The 20,396-nt window shown below is 49.6% G+C and carries 21 protein-coding genes and 1 other RNA gene; 17 read left to right on the forward strand and 5 right to left on the reverse strand.

Features of this window, described 5'->3' with window-relative positions:
• Nucleotides 1-102 precede the first annotated feature (102 nt).
• A complete protein-coding gene (gene zapG, locus EA26_RS03010) occupies nt 103-552 on the reverse strand; it encodes a Z-ring associated protein ZapG (RefSeq protein ID WP_039423927.1) in 450 nt (149 codons plus the stop codon).
• 159 nt (nt 553-711) lie between these two features.
• On the opposite strand from zapG, the gene zapE reads away from it, so the two are divergent.
• The 8 genes from zapE to sspB all read left to right on the forward strand — a co-directional run bounded on the left by zapE (nt 712) and on the right by sspB (nt 7,049).
• Nucleotides 712-1,815: a cell division protein ZapE gene (zapE, locus tag EA26_RS03015; protein ID WP_039423928.1), complete on the forward strand. Its 1,104-nt coding sequence runs from the start codon at nt 712-714 to the stop codon at nt 1,813-1,815.
• A gap of 251 nt (nt 1,816-2,066) precedes the next feature.
• Nucleotides 2,067-2,495, forward strand: a complete 429-nt coding sequence (gene rplM, locus EA26_RS03020; protein ID WP_039423932.1) for a 50S ribosomal protein L13 — start codon at nt 2,067-2,069, stop codon at nt 2,493-2,495.
• A gap of 15 nt (nt 2,496-2,510) precedes the next feature.
• On the forward strand, nt 2,511-2,903 hold the full coding sequence (gene rpsI / locus EA26_RS03025) for a 30S ribosomal protein S9 (RefSeq protein WP_039423934.1): 393 nt from the start codon (nt 2,511-2,513) through the stop codon (nt 2,901-2,903).
• Nucleotides 2,904-3,232: 329 nt separating this feature from the next.
• A complete protein-coding gene (gene petA / locus EA26_RS03030) occupies nt 3,233-3,823 on the forward strand; it encodes a ubiquinol-cytochrome c reductase iron-sulfur subunit (RefSeq protein WP_039423937.1) in 591 nt (196 codons plus the stop codon).
• Nucleotides 3,823-5,088 (forward strand): cytochrome b, encoded by a 1,266-nt coding sequence (locus tag EA26_RS03035; RefSeq protein WP_039423941.1) that lies wholly within the window; start codon nt 3,823-3,825, stop codon nt 5,086-5,088. The genes petA and EA26_RS03035 overlap by 1 nt, the downstream gene beginning before the upstream one ends.
• Nucleotides 5,085-5,822, forward strand: a complete 738-nt coding sequence (locus tag EA26_RS03040; RefSeq protein WP_039423945.1) for a cytochrome c1 — start codon at nt 5,085-5,087, stop codon at nt 5,820-5,822. The genes EA26_RS03035 and EA26_RS03040 overlap by 4 nt, the downstream gene beginning before the upstream one ends.
• Nucleotides 5,823-5,921: 99 nt before the next feature.
• Nucleotides 5,922-6,557, forward strand: coding sequence for a stringent starvation protein SspA (gene sspA, locus EA26_RS03045; protein WP_039423949.1), 636 nt, complete (start codon nt 5,922-5,924; stop codon nt 6,555-6,557).
• Nucleotides 6,558-6,560: 3 nt separating this feature from the next.
• Nucleotides 6,561-7,049, forward strand: a complete 489-nt coding sequence (gene sspB / locus EA26_RS03050) for a ClpXP protease specificity-enhancing factor (protein WP_039423952.1) — start codon at nt 6,561-6,563, stop codon at nt 7,047-7,049.
• A gap of 68 nt (nt 7,050-7,117) precedes the next feature.
• Here sspB and EA26_RS03055 read toward each other — a convergent pair whose 3' ends face one another.
• From EA26_RS03055 to EA26_RS03070, 4 genes are read right to left on the reverse strand one after another with little or no spacing between them, the layout of a single operon-like run.
• The gene (locus EA26_RS03055) at nt 7,118-7,699 is read right to left on the reverse strand and encodes a BON domain-containing protein (protein ID WP_039423955.1); all 582 of its coding nucleotides are present in this window, start codon (nt 7,697-7,699) and stop codon (nt 7,118-7,120) included.
• Nucleotides 7,700-7,701: 2 nt separating this feature from the next.
• Nucleotides 7,702-8,292, reverse strand: coding sequence for a phosphoheptose isomerase (locus EA26_RS03060; RefSeq protein ID WP_039423958.1), 591 nt, complete (start codon nt 8,290-8,292; stop codon nt 7,702-7,704).
• Nucleotides 8,293-8,295: 3 nt separating this feature from the next.
• Nucleotides 8,296-8,664: a YraN family protein gene (locus EA26_RS03065; protein WP_039423961.1), complete on the reverse strand. Its 369-nt coding sequence runs from the start codon at nt 8,662-8,664 to the stop codon at nt 8,296-8,298.
• Entirely contained in the window at nt 8,651-10,462 is a 1,812-nt protein-coding gene (locus EA26_RS03070; RefSeq protein WP_039423964.1) for a penicillin-binding protein activator, read from the reverse strand. Before EA26_RS03070 ends, EA26_RS03065 begins: the two co-directional genes overlap by 14 nt.
• A gap of 68 nt (nt 10,463-10,530) precedes the next feature.
• On the opposite strand from EA26_RS03070, the gene rsmI reads away from it, so the two are divergent.
• From rsmI to murD, 9 genes are all read left to right on the forward strand, one after another.
• The gene (gene rsmI / locus EA26_RS03075) at nt 10,531-11,397 is read left to right on the forward strand and encodes a 16S rRNA (cytidine(1402)-2'-O)-methyltransferase (protein WP_039423966.1); all 867 of its coding nucleotides are present in this window, start codon (nt 10,531-10,533) and stop codon (nt 11,395-11,397) included.
• Nucleotides 11,398-11,502: 105 nt separating this feature from the next.
• Nucleotides 11,503-11,900, forward strand: an RNA gene (rnpB, locus tag EA26_RS20120) — RNase P RNA component class A.
• A 182-nt stretch (nt 11,901-12,082) separates the two neighbouring features.
• A complete protein-coding gene (rsmH, locus tag EA26_RS03080) occupies nt 12,083-13,033 on the forward strand; it encodes a 16S rRNA (cytosine(1402)-N(4))-methyltransferase RsmH (protein ID WP_039423969.1) in 951 nt (316 codons plus the stop codon).
• A 3-nt stretch (nt 13,034-13,036) separates the two neighbouring features.
• Nucleotides 13,037-13,354: a cell division protein FtsL gene (gene ftsL, locus EA26_RS03085; protein WP_039423972.1), complete on the forward strand. Its 318-nt coding sequence runs from the start codon at nt 13,037-13,039 to the stop codon at nt 13,352-13,354.
• Nucleotides 13,351-15,081: a penicillin-binding transpeptidase domain-containing protein gene (locus EA26_RS03090; RefSeq protein ID WP_039423975.1), complete on the forward strand. Its 1,731-nt coding sequence runs from the start codon at nt 13,351-13,353 to the stop codon at nt 15,079-15,081. Before ftsL ends, EA26_RS03090 begins: the two co-directional genes overlap by 4 nt.
• Nucleotides 15,082-15,116: 35 nt before the next feature.
• Nucleotides 15,117-16,601 (forward strand): UDP-N-acetylmuramoyl-L-alanyl-D-glutamate--2,6-diaminopimelate ligase, encoded by a 1,485-nt coding sequence (gene murE, locus EA26_RS03095; protein ID WP_039423977.1) that lies wholly within the window; start codon nt 15,117-15,119, stop codon nt 16,599-16,601.
• Complete coding sequence (locus EA26_RS03100; protein ID WP_039423980.1) at nt 16,595-17,956, forward strand: UDP-N-acetylmuramoyl-tripeptide--D-alanyl-D-alanine ligase; 1,362 nt, start codon at nt 16,595-16,597, stop codon at nt 17,954-17,956. Before murE ends, EA26_RS03100 begins: the two co-directional genes overlap by 7 nt.
• A complete protein-coding gene (gene mraY, locus EA26_RS03105; RefSeq protein ID WP_039423983.1) occupies nt 17,953-19,035 on the forward strand; it encodes a phospho-N-acetylmuramoyl-pentapeptide-transferase in 1,083 nt (360 codons plus the stop codon). The genes EA26_RS03100 and mraY overlap by 4 nt, the downstream gene beginning before the upstream one ends.
• Nucleotides 19,036-19,071: 36 nt before the next feature.
• A complete protein-coding gene (gene murD, locus EA26_RS03110; RefSeq protein WP_039423985.1) occupies nt 19,072-20,385 on the forward strand; it encodes a UDP-N-acetylmuramoyl-L-alanine--D-glutamate ligase in 1,314 nt (437 codons plus the stop codon).
• Nucleotides 20,386-20,396: the final 11 nt, after the last annotated feature.

The following is a 20,396-nucleotide window of genomic DNA, read 5'->3' on the forward strand; positions in this document are numbered from 1 at the left end:
ACGAATAAGCTTATTGCTATTCATATTGGCGCCACAAACAGTTTTCAATAGACACTAGTGTGAGTTGGGACTCAAAAACCTTTGAAAAGTTCAGCAGAAAATTTAAGACGCTTTGGCGGTCACTGCGTCAGTGGCTGTTAAAATCTCTTTTTTCTCACCGCTAAAAAGACCGGTTGCCCCATTGGCATAATCTTTCGGTTGCTCTGCCATACCTTCAGACTGTGCCTCAGATGCGGCTTCACTTTCTGAAGTGATCGCTTTTTTATCAAAAGGATTGTCTTGATCGGGCAGGTTTGGCAGCAAGTCAGCGGAGGTCTTCGCCATGTGCTGATACAACTTACTGTAGTCCTTGCCTAGTGTTTCAAGTAATTCTGCGGTTTGGGCAAAGTGGTCCGCCAGTTCTTGGCGTTGCTGTTCCAACGCATATTTAGCGACTTCCAGCTCCTTTTTGACCGATTTCTGTTTCTTGTATTCGGGGGTAGTCAGTCTGGAAATTATCACGCCGACAATCGCACCGACCAGCAAGCCTACGATGGCATACATCCAAGGCATAACAGCTCCTTATAGTTGTTTTAACATGTTTTTTACTGCTTAGTTACACGTATTGCATGACCATGTTACTATGGGAAAAGTGGTCAATAAAGAAAAATAGCAACACCGAATTCTCATCCTAGTAATTGTATTGCTTTGTCCTGTTTTGGTATGACAACAATGAGCCCATTAGAAAAATACGAACATGATATCGAGCATCAAGGCTTTAAAAAAGATCCTGCTCAATACCAAGCCGTGCGGGCGTTAGACTCGCTTTTTCACCAATTTATCCAATATTCCGCTACGCCAGCCGAAAGTGTGCCTCGCTGGCAACAATGGTTAGGAAAGAAACCCATGCGTCCTAAGGCTCCTCAAGGGCTATATTTCTGGGGCGGCGTCGGGCGGGGCAAAACCTATCTAATGGATACCTTTTTTGATGCTTTGCCAACCCAGCGTAAGATGCGAGTGCACTTTCACCGTTTCATGTATAGGGTGCATGACGAGTTGAAAAAACTGGCTGAGGTGGAGAATCCGTTAGAAAAGGTGGCGGAGCGTTTTAAACAGGAAGCGGACATCGTCTGTTTTGATGAATTTTTTGTTTCCGATATTACCGATGCCATGATCCTTGGTACCTTGATGCAGGAAATGTTCAAAAGAGAGATGATTTTGGTCGCGACGTCGAATATTGAGCCAAAAGATCTCTATCGCAATGGTTTGCAGCGTGCACGTTTTCTACCTGCGATTGAACTGATCGAAACGCATTGTCAGGTGATTAACGTCGATAGCGGCATCGACTATCGCCTAAGAACCTTGCAGCAAGCTGAAATTTATCATCACCCGTTAGATGCAGATGCAAGCCGCAATTTGCAACGTTATTATCAACAACTTTCCGGTGACGATAGCCACAAGCACACCTCAGTCGAAATCAATCATCGCCAGATAGAGGTGGTCGAGGCCAGTAATGGCGTGCTGTACGCAACGTTTGCTCAGCTTTGTCAAACTGCAAGAAGTCAGAATGACTATATAGAAATATCAAAGATATATCACACAGTGTTGTTGGCGGACGTTCAGCAGATGGACAACAAAATTGACGATGCGGCTAGGCGTTTTATCGCACTAGTGGATGAGTTCTATGAACGTCACGTCAAACTGATCATTTCTGCCCAAGTGCCGATGGAGATGCTCTACACCCAAGGGCGGCTAGAGTTCGAATTTAAACGGTGTTTGTCTCGCTTAACGGAAATGCAAAGTTATGAGTACCTAGCTAAAGAACACTTGGCTTAGGTTTCCGCCTTTCGAGGAAAATACGCAGAAAAAATTAGTGATTGAGTGCAAAAAAAGGTGATTTTTTCTTCGCCCTTCTCTATAATCCTGCGACCCACCGTTACTGCAGACCTGATTATCGAAGTTATTCGAGATATAAGGTCGAGAGTGCCAACCGCTCGAAGGGGTGATGACTGGGCTCTTAGACAGTGTGGGAGCACAGCGGTGTGTTCCTTTAAAGTTTAAATTTGAATTAACGGGTTATTATTAGCATGAAAACTTTCGTTGCTAAACCAGAAACTGTAAAACGCGACTGGTATGTTGTAGACGCTGAAGGTAAAACTCTTGGCCGTCTAGCAAGTGAAATTGCATCTCGCCTACGTGGCAAACACAAAGCTGAGTACACTCCACACGTTGACACTGGTGATTACATCATCGTTGTAAACGCGGAGAAAGTTACTGTAACTGGTAACAAAGCTGCAGCAAAAACTTACTACCGTCACACTGAATTCCCTGGTGGTATTAAGTCAATCACTTTTGACAAGCTGATTGTTCGTAAACCAGAAATGGTCATTGAGCTGGCAGTTAAAGGTATGCTACCACGTGGTCCTCTAGGCCGTGCTATGTACCGTAAGCTGAAAGTTTACGCTGGCGCTGAGCACAACCATGTTGCTCAACAACCAAAAGTACTAGACATCTAATTGGGGATTTCGAAAATGGCAGAGAATCAATACTACGGCACTGGCCGTCGCAAAAGCTCAGCTGCACGTGTTTTCATCAAACCAGGCAGCGGCAACATCGTAATCAACAAGCGTGCGCTTGAAGAGTACTTCGGTCGTCCAACTTCTTGCATGGTTGTTAAGCAACCTCTTGAATTGGTAGACATGGTGGAGAAACTAGATCTATACGTAACTGTAAAAGGTGGCGGTATTTCTGGTCAAGCGGGTGCAATCCGTCACGGTATCACTCGTGCTCTAATGGAATACGATGAATCTCTACGTCCTGCTCTACGTGCTGCTGGCTACGTTACTCGTGACGCTCGTTGCGTTGAACGTAAGAAAGTTGGTCTACGTAAAGCACGTCGTCGTCCACAGTTCTCTAAGCGTTAATCTTACGCTCGCAGAGAATTTCTCTTGGATTTATCCATGGAAATCGTGGTTCAAAGCTCGGCTATATGCCGGGCTTTTTGTTTATTTTGAATTAGTTATTCTCCTTTCTTTGTTACACCTCACATCAAATATTTAGAATTTTGCCGCTTTTGTGACGACGTGAGCGATTTACCTCACAAATGTTACAAAAAGGTAGCTTTATCTTGTCAAAAAGTAGGGTTTTATTTATCATTTCTCGTCAATAAATAGAACTAGATTCATATTTTGTTAGCCATGCTCTATTAGCGGAACAATCACGATCCAAAAGGAGCAAATGGGAGAATGTTTGGATGAGCAACGCGCCTTTAAATAACGGCCGCAGGCGTTTTCTGACCGCAACAACCGCAGTGGTTGGTGGGTTGGGGGCAGCTGCCGTCGCCGTTCCTTTTATCAAATCCTGGAATCCGAGTGCCAAAGCGAAAGCAGCTGGTGCGCCGGTGGAAGTGGATATCAGTAAAATTGAAGCCGGTCAGATGATTCGCGTCGAGTGGCAAGGCAAACCTGTTTGGGTTGTACGCCGCACACAAGAAGTTCTGGAAAACCTGAAAACGATTAGTGGTCAACTTCGTGATCCTCAGTCCGAAATGGAACAACAACCAGCTTATGCTCAGAATGAGTTTCGCTCAATTAAGCCTGAGTTCTTCATCGCGGTTGGTTTTTGTACACACTTGGGATGTTCCCCAACGTACTTACCGGATTCTTTCTCAGAGCAAGTTCAAGGGGTTAAATCGGGCTTCTTCTGTCCATGCCATGGTTCTAAGTTTGACATGGCTGGGCGAGTATTCCAGGGCGTTCCAGCTCCATTGAACCTAGTTATTCCTAAACACATGTATTTGAGCGATGACAAGCTTCTTATCGGTGTTGACGAGGGAGATGCATAATGCAAGCACTGTTAGATTGGGTTGAGAAACGAATCCCAGCGATGAATGCTTACAAAAAGCATTTGTCCGAATACCCTATGCCAAAGAACTTCAACTTTTGGTACCTTTTCGGTTCTTTAGCCATGCTTGTTCTCGTCAATCAGATCCTAACGGGAATTTGGCTGACGATGAACTACGTTCCTTCGGGTGAAGGTGCGTTTGCTTCAATCGAATACATCATGCGCGATGTGGAATACGGCTGGTTGTTGCGTTATATGCACTCAACTGGCGCGTCTGCATTCTTCGTCGTCGTTTATCTGCATATGTTCCGTGGCTTGATTTACGGCTCATACCAGAAGCCACGTGAGTTGCTATGGATCTTCGGTATGTTGATCTTTTTGGTGCTAATGGCAGAAGCCTTTATGGGATATCTACTGCCTTGGGGCCAAATGTCTTACTGGGGCGCTCAGGTAATCATTTCGCTGTTTGGTGCGATTCCGGTTATCGGCGATGATCTAACACTGTGGATTCGTGGTGATTACATCATCTCAGGCGCGACGTTAAACCGCTTCTTTGCACTGCACGTTATTGCCTTGCCGATTGTACTGCTACTACTTATCGTGTTGCACATTCTGGCTCTGCACGAAGTAGGGTCTAACAACCCAGACGGTATCGAGACCAAGTTGCCAAAAGGTAAAATGGGCGCGGATTACAAGTCGCAGTTCAAGTTCCATGAGTACTACTCAAACAAATACGACATCATCGATTCGATTCCATTCCACCCATATGGAACGGTGAAAGATTTGGTGGGTGTTGCCGGGTTCCTGTTCTTGTTCTGTTACGTGTTGTTCTTTAATCCAGAGATGGGCGGTTACTTCCTTGAGCCACCTAACTTTGAAGCAGCAAACCCACTAAAAACGCCAGAGCATATCGCTCCGGTATGGTACTTCACCCCGTTTTATGCAATTTTGCGTGCGGTACCTGACAAGTTGATTGGTGTCGTTGCAATGGGACTTTCGATTCTCTTCTTGTTCCTACTGCCGTGGTTTGATCGTTGTAAAGTTCGCTCTTACCGTTATCGTAGCAAAATTCATTTGATTAACATCATCCAGTTTACGATCAGCTTTATTGCTCTGGGTATTCTTGGTGCGTTGCCTGCAACCCCGACATACACATTGCTCGCGCAGATCTTTAGCTTAGGTTATTTCATGTTCTTTATTCTCCTGTATGTGTACAGCAAGAACGAAGCAACAAAACCATTACCAGAGAGGGTGACATTCAAATGAAGAAATGGATTGTAATTCTGTTTGCGATGTTGCCATCACTGGCGATGGCGGCGGGTGCTAATGTTCACTTGGATAAGGCAAATGTTGACCTATCCGACCAGGCATCGCTGCAAAACGGCGCAAAACTGTTTATGAACTACTGTTTCGGCTGCCACTCAACGCAATATCAGCGTTATGAGCGTGTTGCAAATGACATCGGTATTCCAACGGATCTGATGAAAGAAAACCTGATGTTTAATCCTGAGTCGAAAATTGGTGACTTGATGGTCAATGCCATGCCGCCTAAACAAGCGGCAAACTGGTTTGGTGCGCCGCCACCAGATTTGACCTTGGTGGCTCGTGTGCGTGGTGCTGACTGGATTTACACCTACTTGCGTTCGTTTTATGTGGATCCATCGCGCCCATTTGGTGTGAACAACATCGTTTTCCCAAGCGTAGGTATGCCGCATGTGCTAGAAGAGTTACAAGGCATTCCAACACCAGTATACGAAACCAAAGTTGTTGACGGCCACGAAGTGCAAGTTGTGGTCGGCACCGAAAGTGACGGTACCGGTGAGCTGAGTAAGGGCGAGTACGACAGAGCTGTGCTTGATCTGGTTAACTTCCTCGTTTACTCGGGTGACCCAGTGAAACTTGAGCGTCATAATCTTGGCTGGTGGGTTATGGCTTTCCTTGTGCTGTTTACTATCGTTGTCGTGATGCTGAAGAAAGAGTATTGGCGCGATGTGCATTAATTGTGCTATCATGCTGCGCTAATTCTCAATTTTATTGACAGATCAATGGAGGCTTAGCCTCCATTGTTTTTTTCTATTCCTAAGTGTACTGGAGGGCCCATGGCTTTAGCTGCCAATAAACGTTCTGTGATGACTTTATTCTCAAGTGCATCAGATTTGTACAGCCACCAGGTGCGTATTGTTCTGGCTGAGAAAGGGGTAAGTGTTGAGGTTGAACTGGTTGATGAAACCAACTTACCAGCAGAGCTTATCGAGCTAAATCCTTATAAGTCAGTGCCAACTCTGGTTGATCGCGAACTGGCATTGTACGACTCTAAGATCATCATGGAGTACTTGGATGAGCGCTTCCCACACCCACCATTGATGCCTGTATACCCTGTTGCTCGCGGTAACAGCCGTCTGATGATGTACCGTATCGAACGTAACTGGTATTCATTAGCGGAGAAAGTGGCGAAAGGCAACGGTGAAGAGTCAGAAAAAGCGCGTATCAAACTGCGTAACGATCTACTGACATTAGGGCCACTTTTTGGCGAGTATGAGTACTTCATGAGTGAAGAGTTCAGCTTGGTCGATTGCTATCTTGCCCCATTATTGTGGCGTTTACCTCAATTGGGTATTGAGCTCGTTGGTCCTGGTTCCAAAGAGATCAAGACTTACATGAACCGTGTTTTTGAACGTGATTCATTCCTCGCTTCTTTGACTGAAGCTGAACGTGAGATGCGTCTGGTTCGTTAAGTTATGGAAATTGCTAATATGACTGCCCGCCGCCCCTATATGCTCCGTGCATTTTATGATTGGCTGGTGGACAATGATCTGACCCCGCATCTGGTGGTTCAGGCGACAATGCCGGGTGTTCGAGTACCGCTTGAGTTTGTTCAAGATGGACAGATCATCTTAAATATTGCGCCAAGAGCAGTAGGCCAGCTTGAACTTGGCAATGAGGCGATTTCGTTCCATGCTCGTTTTAGTGGTCGTCCTCATTCCGTCATCGTACCGCTTCATGCTGTGTTGGCAATTTATGCTCGAGAGAACGGCGCTGGCACCATGTTTGAGCCAGAAGAAGCCTACACCAACGTGACTGGTGAGATTGAAGAAGAGTGGCTTGATGACGTAGATGATTCGGAATTGTCATTAGATGACCTTGATTCAGACACTGCTTCAACAGAAAACTCTAACGCTGAACCGACTCGACCTAAAGGCAAGCCAAGCTTAAGAGTGGTCAAATAAGTGTGATCAGGTAAAACAAAAAGCAGCGAACGCTGCTTTTTGATTTTTTACCACTTGTGATTTATCCGTTACTGCTCTTCGGTTTTCGCGTTGCCATATTCAAAGGCGCGGATCACTTGTTTAACGCCAGAAATATTGCGAGCGATTTCAGTGGCCTTTTTCGCTTGAGCTTCTGTGACGTAGCCAAACAGAAACACCTCTTTATCTTCGGTAATCACTTTGACTTTGACGCCATTGAGCTCCGACTCGGCCAACAATGCGGATTTGACCTTAGCGGTTATCCAACTGTCGTTACTGATATCCGATACACCGAGCGGCGTTTTCACCCTGACCTGATTGTGCAGTACGTTGACCCCTTTAACGTTACGCGCCTGGCTTTCGAAACTCGCCCGTTCTTCGGCGCTAGAAGCTTGCCCCATCAAAACCACCGTGCCGTTGTATGAACTGGCCACGATTCTGACATTGCCCACATATGGGGCTTTGTTGCCGATAGCGGCAATTTCAAACTCGATATTGTTGTCCTGCCAAATCTCTTTGGTGGTTCTGGTGTCAGTGACGATATTCGCGGTGGTTGCCGCCCCAGCAATAAATAGCCCTGCGCATCCGCTGAGCATCAGGGTTGAAAGCAGCAATAGTGAGTAACGCAACATTCTTATTCCTCATGGGTTGGGAAGAGCACCTGATCGATCAGATCGCACAAGCAGTGCAAGGTCACCATATGAACTTCATGGATACGCGCAGTACGATGGGAGGGAATGCGAATTTCCACATCGTTTTCACCTAAAAGCCCTGCCATTTCACCGCCATCCTTGCCAGTAAGTGCAATGATCGTCATGTCACGCGTTACCGCAGCTTCCATCGCTTTGATGATGTTTTTACTGTTACCACTGGTGGAAATAGCGAGAAGAATGTCGCCTGGTTGACCAAAAGCTCGCACCTGTTTGGAAAAAATTTCTTGATAGTGGTAGTCATTCGCCACGGCGGTTAGCGTGGTGTTGTCGGCGGTCAATGCCATCGCGGGCAAACTTGGCCGTTCGGTTTCAAAGCGGTTAAGTAGGCAAGAGACAAACTGTTGGACATTGGCTGCTGAACCGCCGTTGCCACAGCAGAGAATCTTGTGTCCGTTGAGTAGCGTGGCGACCATCGCTTGCGCGGCATGGGTAATCGCATCGGGCAGCGCTTCTGCCGCTGCAATTTGAATCTGAATACTTTCGGTAAAGCTGTCTTTAATGCTGTCGAGCATTGGTTATCCTTGCGTGATGGCGTTATCTATCCAATGGAGATCGTCGCCATTATTGTGTATTGCAATCACATCAAAGCGGATCGCGGTGTTACAAGCGTTGTATCCGTGTCGGTCTAGCCAAAGATAAGCGGTTTTGAGTAACTTGTTTGCTTTTGCGGCAGAGACCATTTCGGCGGCGTGGCCGTAGTATACGCTTTTCCGGTATTTAACTTCTACAAACACAATGGTCTCACCATCGCGGAAAATAAGGTCAATTTCACCTAATTTAGTGTTGAAGTTTTGTTCAATAAATACCAATCCCTGGCCAATAAGCCAACGCTTTGCCAGGGATTCGTATTGTTCACCGACAGCGCGGCGATTAAAGAGCGCCATGCTCTGACCAACTGATCTCGCGCTGCACCACACAGTTGTTGTCGATGGTGAGCAGGCCTGTTTTGCCATTGACGGAATGGCCTGGGACCACTTTCATCTGCGGCAATTCTGCCATGAGTTTGTAAGAGTCCATCCCAAGTGCCTGTAAGCGCTTTTGCACATTTGACTGTTCGGGCCACAATTGGTTCATTTGATTATCCAGCGCTGGGCTCGCGTGGATCAGCAGCGGAATGTCGCTGTAAGTGATGCCAGAGAGATCTTCATACTGCTTCTCACCACTGTTACTCATGGAGTTGGAGAACAGCTTCGGCGGCTTAGTATCTGGGTTTATGGCCACTTCAATAAAGGGTTTAATGAGTGTCAACTCAGAGCTGCGCGCGGCAATGTAGACCGCATCGATATCACGGCGGCTGCGCGGCTGAGTTTCCATCGGCACATTCATCAGGCTTTCCATCTGCGCGATGCGCTGTTGGCTCTCTTGCAAACCAAAGACAGAGTTGATGTCTCGTTGTAGCTGGCGTTTGTCACCAAAGTAGCTTATGGCTGGTTTATCGGCGCTGTACTTCTGCCACTCTTGCTCAAACGCGGCGACTACGCGCTGACCAAACGCACCTTGCGGAGCCAGAATGAGCGGGTATTTGTAGCCCTCTGCAAACAGATGTTTTGCCGCTTGCGCCACCTCTTGTTCTGGCGAGAGAGCGACGTAGCAAATGCCTGTGCCCGCTTGAATGGTGTCGGGGATGTTCAATGCCAAAGATGGAATTTGTGTCTTGCCGTTTTCGTCTTGCAGCTCTTGCTGTAAAGCTTCGATCATCTCTTTGCGCAGTGGCCCAACGACAAAATCGATTTGCTCGTCAATCAGGCGCTGCTTGATTTGCTTGGCTTGGTAGAGATTGGTATCAATCACAGTCAAGGTGGCATTTGGATCCCGCCCAGTGTCATTCATCATGGCAAAAATGAAACCGTCACGAACCAGTTGTGCTTGTTTCGCGAACTTGCCGCTGAGTGGCAGAAGCAAAGCAGTATTGACCGGTTTGATGATCTCTAGTGCCAAAATCGATTGGATTTCGGCAGGAGTATAAATCGCGGCCGGATGGTTTGGATTCTCGGCGAGCCAATGCTCTAGGGTATTTTTTAGCTGAGGAACATTCCCCGCCATGTTTTTCATGTAAATCGCCAGTTGTAGCCAGCCGTCCAGCACTTCTTCATCGGATTCGGTATGCAGTTGCGTGATTTCGTACTGTGAATAACGGCTGAAATTGGCCCAAATCTGTTCCGCGATGGCACTTTTTTGCTCTTCTGGTACGTATTGGCTGAGCGCGACCCATTGGCGGTTAGCTTCAAAGGGGCGATCAAGCGCTTGAAACGCTTGCGCGCGCAGAGTGTAGTACTCTTGCCATTGGCTGTCAGCCAGCGTCCACCACGTCTTGAAATTGAGCAGCTCGGTGATCAAGCGAGGTTGATTTTTCTTTTGATGGTAAGTGGTTCGGGCAAGTTGCCATTCGGCTTGCTGTTGCTCGCTCATGGGCAGACGAGCTAAGCGCTGGATAAGCAAATCGGCTTGCTCTAACTGATTGGCCTGCAATGCCGCTTTGGTGGCCATAATTAGCCAGTCGGTTTGCAAACTGCCTTGGCTGCTGTCGGCATTGATAATGTAAGCTTCAACGGACTGGCTCGGCTCAAGGGTAATGTCAACACTGGTCGGCATCTTCGGCGCTGAAGAACAGGCCGCTAAGGTAATTGCCAGTGCAACAGGGGTGAGTAGGCGTGGTACACTGAGTCTCTTATGGTTAATCATTGCCGTGAGTTCTCTATAATTCCGTACAAAATTGTCTCTATCTTAATCGTTGAAGTGATGGTAAACAAATGACAGATAAAAATAACTTACCCGCCACGGGTGCCACCCTCTACATTGTTCCGACTCCAATTGGGAACTTGGGGGACATCACCCATCGCGCCATCGAAGTGCTATCAACGGTCGATCTCATCGCGGCCGAAGATACACGTCATACAGGTAAATTGTTGTCTCACTTCAATATTCAAACTAAAACCTTTGCCTTGCATGACCACAATGAACAGCAAAAAGCACAGGTGCTGGTCGATAAACTGCTCGCTGGGCAAAACATCGCTTTGGTCTCTGATGCAGGGACGCCGCTGATCAGTGACCCAGGGTATCATCTGGTTTCCCAATGTCGTCAGGCCGGCGTTAAAGTTGTGCCCCTGCCTGGCCCTTGCGCGGTCATTACCGCTTTGTCTGCATCGGGCTTACCTTCGGATCGATTCAGTTTCGAAGGCTTCCTACCTGCCAAAAGTAAAGGCCGTAAGGATAAATTGCTTGAGATTGCAAAGGTAGAGCGTACCTGTATTTTTTATGAGTCACCACATCGAATCATCGACTCACTGCACGATATGCTGGAAATTCTTGGGCCAAATCGTGAAGTGGTGCTGGCGCGAGAGTTGACTAAAACCTTTGAAACTATCCAAGGAATGCCGTTGGGTGAGCTGGTTGACTGGGTGAAAAGCGATGAAAACCAGCAGAAAGGTGAAATGGCGTTATTGATCCATGGTTATCGTGACAGTGCAGAAGACGGTCTGCCGGAAGAAGCGCTGCGCGCATTGACCATCTTGCTTAAAGAGTTGCCGCTCAAACGTGCCGCTGCCATGGTCGCGGAAATTTACAACGTGAAGAAAAATGCCTTGTACAAATGGGGTTTGGAAAACCTCGACCAGTAATAGTTCGTGCCATTGGGTGAGTCGGTTGTGCAAATGAGCGCTAATTTGCGCCGATAATGTGATCTGACTAGACACCTTAGTGAGAAGGCTATACAATCCGCCCTCGGAGCTGACTGGGTAGTCGCTGCTTTGTTGATGTCCTTAGGGAGACTGACAAAGGGGAGGAAAGTCCGGGCTTCATAGAGCAAGGTGCCAGGTAACGCCTGGGGGGCGCAAGCCTACGACAAGTGCAGCAGAGAGAAGACCGCCGATGGCCCTTTTTTTCGTTAGAGAAAGGGGGATCAGGTAAGGGTGAAAGGGTGCGGTAAGAGCGCACCGGACGACTAGTAATAGTTCGTAGCAGGGTAAACTCCACCTGAAGCAAGACCAAATAGGCCTCCACATTGCGTTGCTCGCGTAAGGAGGCGGGTAGGTTGCTCGAGCCAGTGAGTGATTGCTGGCCTAGACGAATGGCTACCGCCGCGCAAGCGGAACAGAACCCGGCTTATGTGTCGGCTCCACCTCTTTAAACCCATCATTACTTGTTAATGATGGGTTTTTTGCTTTTTATTGACGTATTTTATTCACCAACCCATAAACTTGGCGCTATATCACGCCTAGGCCCAGTCTAGTAGTGGCGCTGATGATGGAAATCAGTACACTAATGATTCGCCGCCCAAGGCTTAGCACATTCAACGAGAAGACCATGACCAACACATTCCAGCACATCTCCGTATTACTCAATGAATCGATCGACGGCTTAGCGATCAAGCCCGACGGGGTTTACATTGATGGAACGTTTGGCCGCGGTGGTCACAGTCGGACAATTTTGTCGCGCTTGGGCGAAAATGGCCGCCTTTACAGTATCGATCGCGATCCGCAGGCGATTGCTGAAGCGGGAAAAATTGTCGATCCACGTTTCACCATTATCCATGGCCCATTTTCTGGCATGGCCAAGTACGCTGAACAGTATGATTTAGTCGGCAAGGTGGATGGTGTTTTACTCGATTTAGGCGTTTCCTCCCCCCAACTGGACGACGCAGAACGCGGCTTTAGCTTTATGAAAGATGGCCCACTCGACATGCGCATGGATCCTACGTCGGGCATTCCGGTCTCGCAGTGGTTGCTTGAAGCGGATCTTGATGACATAACCTGGGTGATCCGCGAGTTCGGCGAAGACAAACATGCCCGTCGCATCGCCAAAGCGATCGTCGCTCATCGGGAAAATGAAGAGAAAGAGCCACTAACACGTACGTCACATCTGGCCAAATTGATCTCTGAAGCGGCGCCAAAAAGTTTCAAAGAGAAAAAACACCCAGCGACGCGCACATTCCAAGCTTTTCGCATCTACATCAACAGTGAATTGGAAGAGATCGACACCGCATTAAAAGGCGCAGCATCGATCTTGGCTCCACAAGGGCGTTTGTCGGTCATCAGCTTTCATTCGCTGGAAGATCGCATGGTGAAACGTTTCATGCGTAAAGAGAGCAAAGGGCCAGAAGTGCCTTACGGTATCCCGATGACCGAAGCGCAAATTCAAGCATTAGGCTCGGCGAATATGAAAACGGTTGGTAAAGCGATTATGCCAACGGAAGCGGAAATTGAGATGAACCCTCGCTCGCGTAGTTCGGTTCTTCGTATTGCTGAAAAACTCTGATTCATGGCAAAGCGCACGCCCAATCTCGCCAAATTAATTTTGCTCGACTTACTCACTGTAGGTCGGGTGCCGCTTTTGCTGCTGCTGTGCATTTTTGCGACGGCAATGGCCGTGGTCTTTGCCACGCACCACACTCGTCAAGCGATCACCTTTAAAGATCAAACCTTGCAAGAGCGCGAACATCTCGACAGTGAGTGGCGTAACTTAATGCTGGAAGAGACGGCACTGGCTGAGCACAGCCGAGTACAGGAACTGGCGAAGAAAGAGTTGGAAATGCGCCGTCCGGATGGTGACAAAGAAGTGGTGATCAATCTGAAATGATGGCGAAAAAGAGCAAAAGTAAACTTCAGTCGTCAGAGAGAGAGCAAGCGAGCCCGGTACTGATCCGTTGGCGCTTCCATCTGGTGCTGTTTTTTGTCTTCTTGGCGTTTGCAGCCTTGGTGGCGCGTTTGGCGCTGATCCAAGTGGTGGAGCCTGATAACCTGATTCGTGAAGGGGATTTGCGTTCGATTCGCGTCAAAGCGCTGCCTTCTGCACGAGGGATCATTTCGGATAGAAATGGCGAGCCGCTGGCGGTGAGTGTCCCGGTGGAAGCCGTGTGGGCCGATCCGGTGACCATTTTCAAAGAAAACGGCCTGGATAACCCGCAGCGATGGTATGCATTAGCGGATGTACTTGGGCTTGAGCGTGACGCACTGATCGAGCGAATTCGCCGTAATGAAACTCGGCGTTTTATCTATTTGCAGCGTCAAGTCAGCCCTGCGATGGCCAACTATATTCGCGAGCTGAAATTGCCGGGCGTTGGGCTAAAAGAAGAGTCTCGTCGCTATTATCCCGCCGGAGAGGTTAGTGCGCACCTAGTGGGCGTGACTGGTATTGACGGCCACGGTTTGGAAGGGGTTGAGCGCAGTTACGATAACTGGCTGACGGGCGAAGCGGGGAAACAGACCATCCGCAAAGACCGTTTTGGACGCGTGGTGGAAAATATCGCGCTGGAGGAGCGTCAAGAGGGCAAACCGCTCAAACTGACCATTGATCAACGTTTGCAAGCAATCGCCTATCGCGCCATCAAACAAGCAGTGGCGGATCACCGCGCGACGTCGGGGTCGGCGGTGATGTTGGATGTCAAAACAGGCGCGGTACTGGCGATGGTCAACGCCCCTTCTTACAACCCCAATAACCGCAGTGATTGGCAAAGCTATAAAATGCGCAACCGCGTGATTACCGACTCTTTGGAGCCTGGCTCGACCGTCAAACCGTTTGTTATTCTCGCGGCACTGGAAAACGGCGTTGCGACGAAAGATACCGTGATTGACACGGGCAACGGCATTTTGCAGGTAGGAGGCAGCCGAGTGCGTGATGTCTCGAAAGTCGGTAAGGCCAATCTCACCGAAATTCTCAAAAAATCCAGTAATATCGGCGTGACGAAACTGTCGATGGAAATGCCGATTGAAGCGTTGCTTGGAATGTATAACTCAGTCGGTTTAGGCGAGCTATCCGGGCTGAATTTAGTGGGGGAAGTGACGGGTATTTTCCCCACGCGTACGCGCTGGTCACCGATTGAACGTGCTACGCTCGCTTTTGGCTATGGCTTGTCTGTGACACCAATCCAGTTGGCGCACGCCTATGCCACTTTAGGTAACGAAGGCAAATATGAGCCGATCCACATTATCGAAAGTCATGAACGCGACATGGCCAAGCAGGTGGTGTCGCAAAAGCATGCGCGAGAAGTGCTTAATATGTTGGAAACCGTGACGCAAAAAGGCGGCTCGGCCCGTCGTGCGGCTGTACCCGGCTATCGGGTCGGGGCGAAAACCGGGACCTCGCGCAAAGCGAGCGCGGGTGGATACAGTGATGAATACATCACCTATACCGCCGGCGTTGCGCCAGTGAGCGATCCGCGCATTGCGCTGGTGGTGGTAGTGAACGAGCCGCAGGGTGATGATTATTACGGTGGCTCGGTCGCCTCGCCAGTCTTTTCCGAAATTATGAAAGGGGCGCTGCAAATCTTAAATGTCGCTCCAGATGAAAACCAGTTCCAGAATTAACTGAATACCTGAGCTTAGCTCGGAGAATTGAAACCATGACAACATCCATCAGTTTGGCCAGCTTGTTATCGCCTTGGGCGATTTATCCAGAGCTCAATGCCGTAACGGTCACTTCCCTTGAGTTGGACAGCCGCAAGATTCGTACTGGGGATACCTTCGTCGCAATGATTGGCCAGCAAACCGACGGTCGCCGTTTTATCGATACTGCCATCGCCAATGGTGCCAACGCGGTGATCGCCAGTGCTTGTTCTCAACATGCGCACGCCAGTTTGGAGTACCGAGGGGATGTGCCCGTGGTGTATGTCGAGCAGCTCGATATGCAGCTTTCGGCCATTGCCGGGAAACTCTATCCGCATCCGCAGATGCGTTTGATTGGCGTGACGGGCACCAACGGTAAAACCACCATCACGCAATTGATCGCTCAGTGGCTGCAACTGCTTGGTGAGTCGGCGGCGGTGATGGGGACCACAGGCAATGGTTTTCTGCATAACTTGCAGCCTGCCGCCAATACCACAGGTAGCGCGGTCGAAGTGCAAAAAACGTTAGCGACGCTAGCGCAGCAAGGTGCACAAACCACCGCGTTGGAAGTCTCTTCTCACGGCTTAGTGCAAGGGCGAGTGAAAGATCTCAACTTTGCCGCTGGCGTGTTTACTAACTTAAGTCGTGACCACCTCGATTACCACGGCACGATGGAGGCTTATGCACAGGCCAAAATGAGCCTGTTTACTGAACATCAATGCCAGCAAGCGATCATCAATGTCGATGATCCGATTGGTGCTCAATGGTTTGCCGAGCTTGAGCGCGGTATTGCTGTCTCGCTGCAGCCACAACCCTCCGCAGAGCGCACCCTTTGGGCAACGCGTGTCGACTACGCGCAAAGCGGCATCACGCTTGAGTTTGATGGCTGTTTCGGTACTGGGCGTTTTCAAGCGCCGCTGATCGGCGAGTTCAATGCCACCAATTTGATGTTGGCACTGGCCACCTTGCTCAGTCTCGGCTTTGATAAACAAGCGCTGCTCGATAGTGCGGCCCAATTGCAACCCGTGCTTGGTCGTATGGAGCTTTTCCAAGCTCCGGGCCGAGCAAAAGTGGTGGTGGATTATGCTCACACGCCCGACGCTCTGGAAAAAGCCTTGCAAGCTCTGCGCGTACATTGTCAGGGCAAACTTTGGGCCATTTTTGGTTGCGGTGGTGACCGAGACAAAGGCAAACGGCCGATGATGGCGGAAATCGCCGAGCGGCTGGGGGATCGTGTTATCCTCACCGATGACAATCCACGCAGTGAAGATGGCTCGCAGATCATCGCCGATATGTTAGCAGGTCTTGCCTCGCCGCAGTTGGCGATTGTGGAGCATGATCGCTTCAAAGCGCTGCAACACGCCTTGCAGCACGCCCATGCCGACGACATCATTTTATTGGCGGGCAAAGGGCACGAAGATTACCAAGTGTTATCCCATCAGACGATTCACTATTCTGATCGTGAATCGGCGCAGCAACTTTTAGGAATTCAGCCATGCTAGACACCACGCTTAGCCATTTGGCTCAGCTCACTGAGGGCCAGCTTATCGGTGAGGATGCCCTTTTTTCCAGTGTTTCCACCGACACCCGCCACATCGAAAAAGGGGCGCTGTTTGTTGCCTTAGTGGGAGAGCGTTTCGACGCGCACCATTTTTGCCAGCAAGCGTTGCAGGCTGGCGCAAGTGCTTTATTAGTGGAACGCGCTCTCGATCTGCCTGTTGCGCAAGTGGTTGTCCAAGACACGAAATTGGCGCTCGGCCAGTTGGCGGCCGATGTGCATCAGCGCTGCCAGACGGCGACGGTGGCGATCACCGGAAGCTGTGGAAAAACCACCGTCAAAGAGATGACCGCCAGTATTTTGCAGCAAAAAGGCAAGGTACTGTTTACCACCGGTAATTTTAACAACGACATCGGCGTGCCGCTTACGCTGCTGCGCTCACAAGAAGATGATGACTACGCGGTGATTGAGCTGGGTGCCAACCACATTGGCGAGATTGCTTACACCACCCGTTTAGTCAAACCGCAAATTGCCCTGGTCAATAACGTGGCGGCCGCGCATCTGGAAGGCTTTGGCTCGATTGACGGTGTGAAGCAGGCGAAAGGTGAAATCTATCAAGGGCTTGCCGCCGGCGATGTGGCAGTGGTCAACCTAGAGAGTAATGGCGGAGAGGCTTGGCAATCGGTGTTGGCCGATAAAAAAGTCGTGACCTTCTCGGCGCACGATCCAAATGCCGACTTTTATGCCTCTGACGTTTATCTTAATGAAGAGGGCCAAGCAAAGTTTGTTTTGCACACGCCAAAGCAAGCTTTACCTATTTCACTGGGGATCATTGGTCAGCATAACGTTAGCAATGCGATTGCGGCTTCGATCATCGCGCTGCATTTTGGTGCGAGTGAGCAAGAAATTCAGGCAGGGCTGCGTAATTTGATGCCAGTGAAAGGCCGCGTGGATGTCCAACGTCTCACCGATAAGATTAAACTGATCGATGACAGCTATAATGCCAGCGTCCCCGCGATGAAAGTGGCTGTGGATCTGTTGGCGAGCTTTTCAGGTACGCGCTGGCTAATTTTAGGCTACATGGCCGAATTGGGGGATGAAAGTCTTGCACTTCATCGTCAAGTCGGTGAACATGCTGCCCCATTTGGTTTTGAGCACGTTCTTACTTTTGGTGAGGACACACGAATTATTAGCGATCTGTGTCAGGGGCTTCACTTCGCTGACCATAGCGCCATGATCGATTATATCAAGCAGCATCTCGCTTCTGACGCCGAATCAAACCATACCTTATTGGTAAAAGGGGCGAACTCGGCTGGCATGAGCAAGGTTGTGGCTGCTTTGAAGGAGAACTTTAAATGATTATTTGGCTTGCCGAGCTGCTACAGCCATATTTTTCTTTCTTCCGCTTGTTTGAATACTTGTCGTTTCGCGCCATCTTAAGTGTCCTAACGGCGCTTGGCCTCTCGCTTTGGATGGGCCCCAAGATGATCAAACGGCTGCAACTGCTGCAAATTGGTCAAGTGGTGCGCAATGAAGGGCCTGAGTCCCATTTCAGTAAGCGTGGTACCCCGACCATGGGCGGCATCATGATCCTAACGGCAATCACGGTTACCGTATTGCTGTGGGCGAACCTCTCGAACCCTTATGTGTGGGCGGTACTGGCTGTGTTGCTTGGTTATGGCGCAGTTGGCTTTGCCGACGATTATCGTAAAGTGGTGCGCAAAAACACCGATGGCTTGATTGCCCGCTGGAAGTATTTCTGGCAGTCGGCGATTGCGCTCGTGGTGGCGTTTGCTCTGTACGCGTATGGCAAAGACACGGCAGCCACTCAGTTAGTGGTGCCTTTTTTCAAAGATGTGATGCCGCAGCTTGGCTTAATGTACGTCATTCTCACCTATTTTGTGATTGTCGGAACCGGAAACGCGGTCAATTTGACCGACGGATTAGATGGCTTGGCCATCATGCCCACCGTACTGGTATCAGCCGGGTTTGCTGTGATTGCTTGGGCGACTGGCAACGTCAACTTCGCTCAATATCTGCATATCCCGTATCTGCCGCATGCCTCTGAGCTGGTGGTGGTGTGTACCGCGATGGTGGGCGCCGGGCTGGGCTTTCTATGGTTTAACACTTACCCAGCTCAAGTATTTATGGGTGATGTCGGCTCGTTAGCACTTGGTGGTGCACTAGGCACCATCGCCGTATTGGTGCGTCAAGAGCTGGTGTTGGTGATCATGGGCGGTGTGTTTGTGATGGAAACCCTGTCGGTCATTCTTCAGGTTGGCTCATACAAGTTACGTGGCCAGCGCATTTTCCGCATGGCACCGATTCACCATCACTACGAATTAAAAGGTTGGCCAGAGCCGCGCGTGATCGTGCGCTTTTGGATCATCTCTATTGTTTTGGTCTTGATTGGTCTTGCGACGTTGAAAGTGCGTTAAGCGCTCTCTCGCCGCACAATTATAGTGTGAAAGAATATGGAACGTTGGCAATCGATAAAGAATGTGGTGATCGTAGGGCTCGGAATAACCGGGCTCTCTGTCGTTAAACACCTGAGAAAAACACAGCCTCAGTTGCAGCTTAAGGTGATGGATACTCGACCAACGCCGCCGGGGGCAGACAAACTGCCAGCAGGCATTGAGCTACATACGGGTGGCTGGAATGACGCTTGGCTGAGCCAAGCCGATCTGGTGGTCACCAATCCCGGAATCGCGTTAGCAACCCCACAAATTCAGGCCGTGCTTGCGAAAGGTACGCCTGTGGTTGGTGACATTGAGCTGTTTGCCTGGGCGGCAGACAAGCCAGTGCTTGCGATTACCGGTTCCAACGGCAAAAGTACCGTTACCGACCTGTGTGGTGTGATGGCCAATGCCTGCGGAGTGAAAGCGGCCATCGGTGGCAACATTGGAGTACCTGCTCTCGATTTGTTGCAGCAAGAGGTCGAACTCTACGTGCTGGAGTTGTCGAGTTTTCAGCTGGAAACCACCGCCAGTTTGTCACTGGTGGCGGCGGCGTTTCTCAATCTTTCCGAAGATCACATGGATCGCTATCAGGGCATGGACGACTATCGCCAAGCCAAACTGCGCATTTTCCAACACGCGCAAACCGCCATCGTCAATCGTGATGATGTGCAAACTTATCCGCTCTCGCCGATGCCATTGCTCTCGTTTGGCTCTGATGCAGAAGAGTTTGGCTTAATCACTTGGCAAGGTCAGTCATGGTTGGCGCAAAACGGTCAGCCCATCTTGCCAAGCAGCGAGTTAAAACTGGTGGGTCAGCATAACGTGGCGAACGTGTTGGTCGTGCTAGCGCTACTAAGCGCGGCAGGAATTGACTATCGGAAAGGGCTAGAGGCGCTGAAGTCTTACACCGGGTTGACACACCGGTGTCAGGTTGTCGCCGATAATCGCGGCATTAAGTGGGTCAATGATTCGAAAGCAACTAATCTGGCCAGCACTCAAGCAGCCTTGTCGGGCTTGCACTGCACGGGCAAGCTCTACCTGTTGGTCGGTGGCGACGGCAAAGGGGCCGACTTTTCACCGTTAGCGCCTGTTTTGGCCAATTTGCCCGTCGAACTCTGCTGTTTTGGTGCAGATGGCGATAAGTTTATGCCTTTACATCCGTCAGCCAAACGCTTTGAACGGATGGAAGATGTGATTGAGCAGATATCTGCGCAATTGCAACCGGGAGATATGGTGATGCTTTCGCCAGCCTGTGCTAGTTTTGACCAGTTCAGTAACTTTATGGCGCGCGGCGATCGATTCGCTGAGCTGGCGCGCCAGTACGCATAGCAATAGGTTCA

This window comes from Vibrio navarrensis (assembly GCF_000764325.1).
Taxonomy (GTDB): domain Bacteria; phylum Pseudomonadota; class Gammaproteobacteria; order Enterobacterales; family Vibrionaceae; genus Vibrio; species Vibrio navarrensis.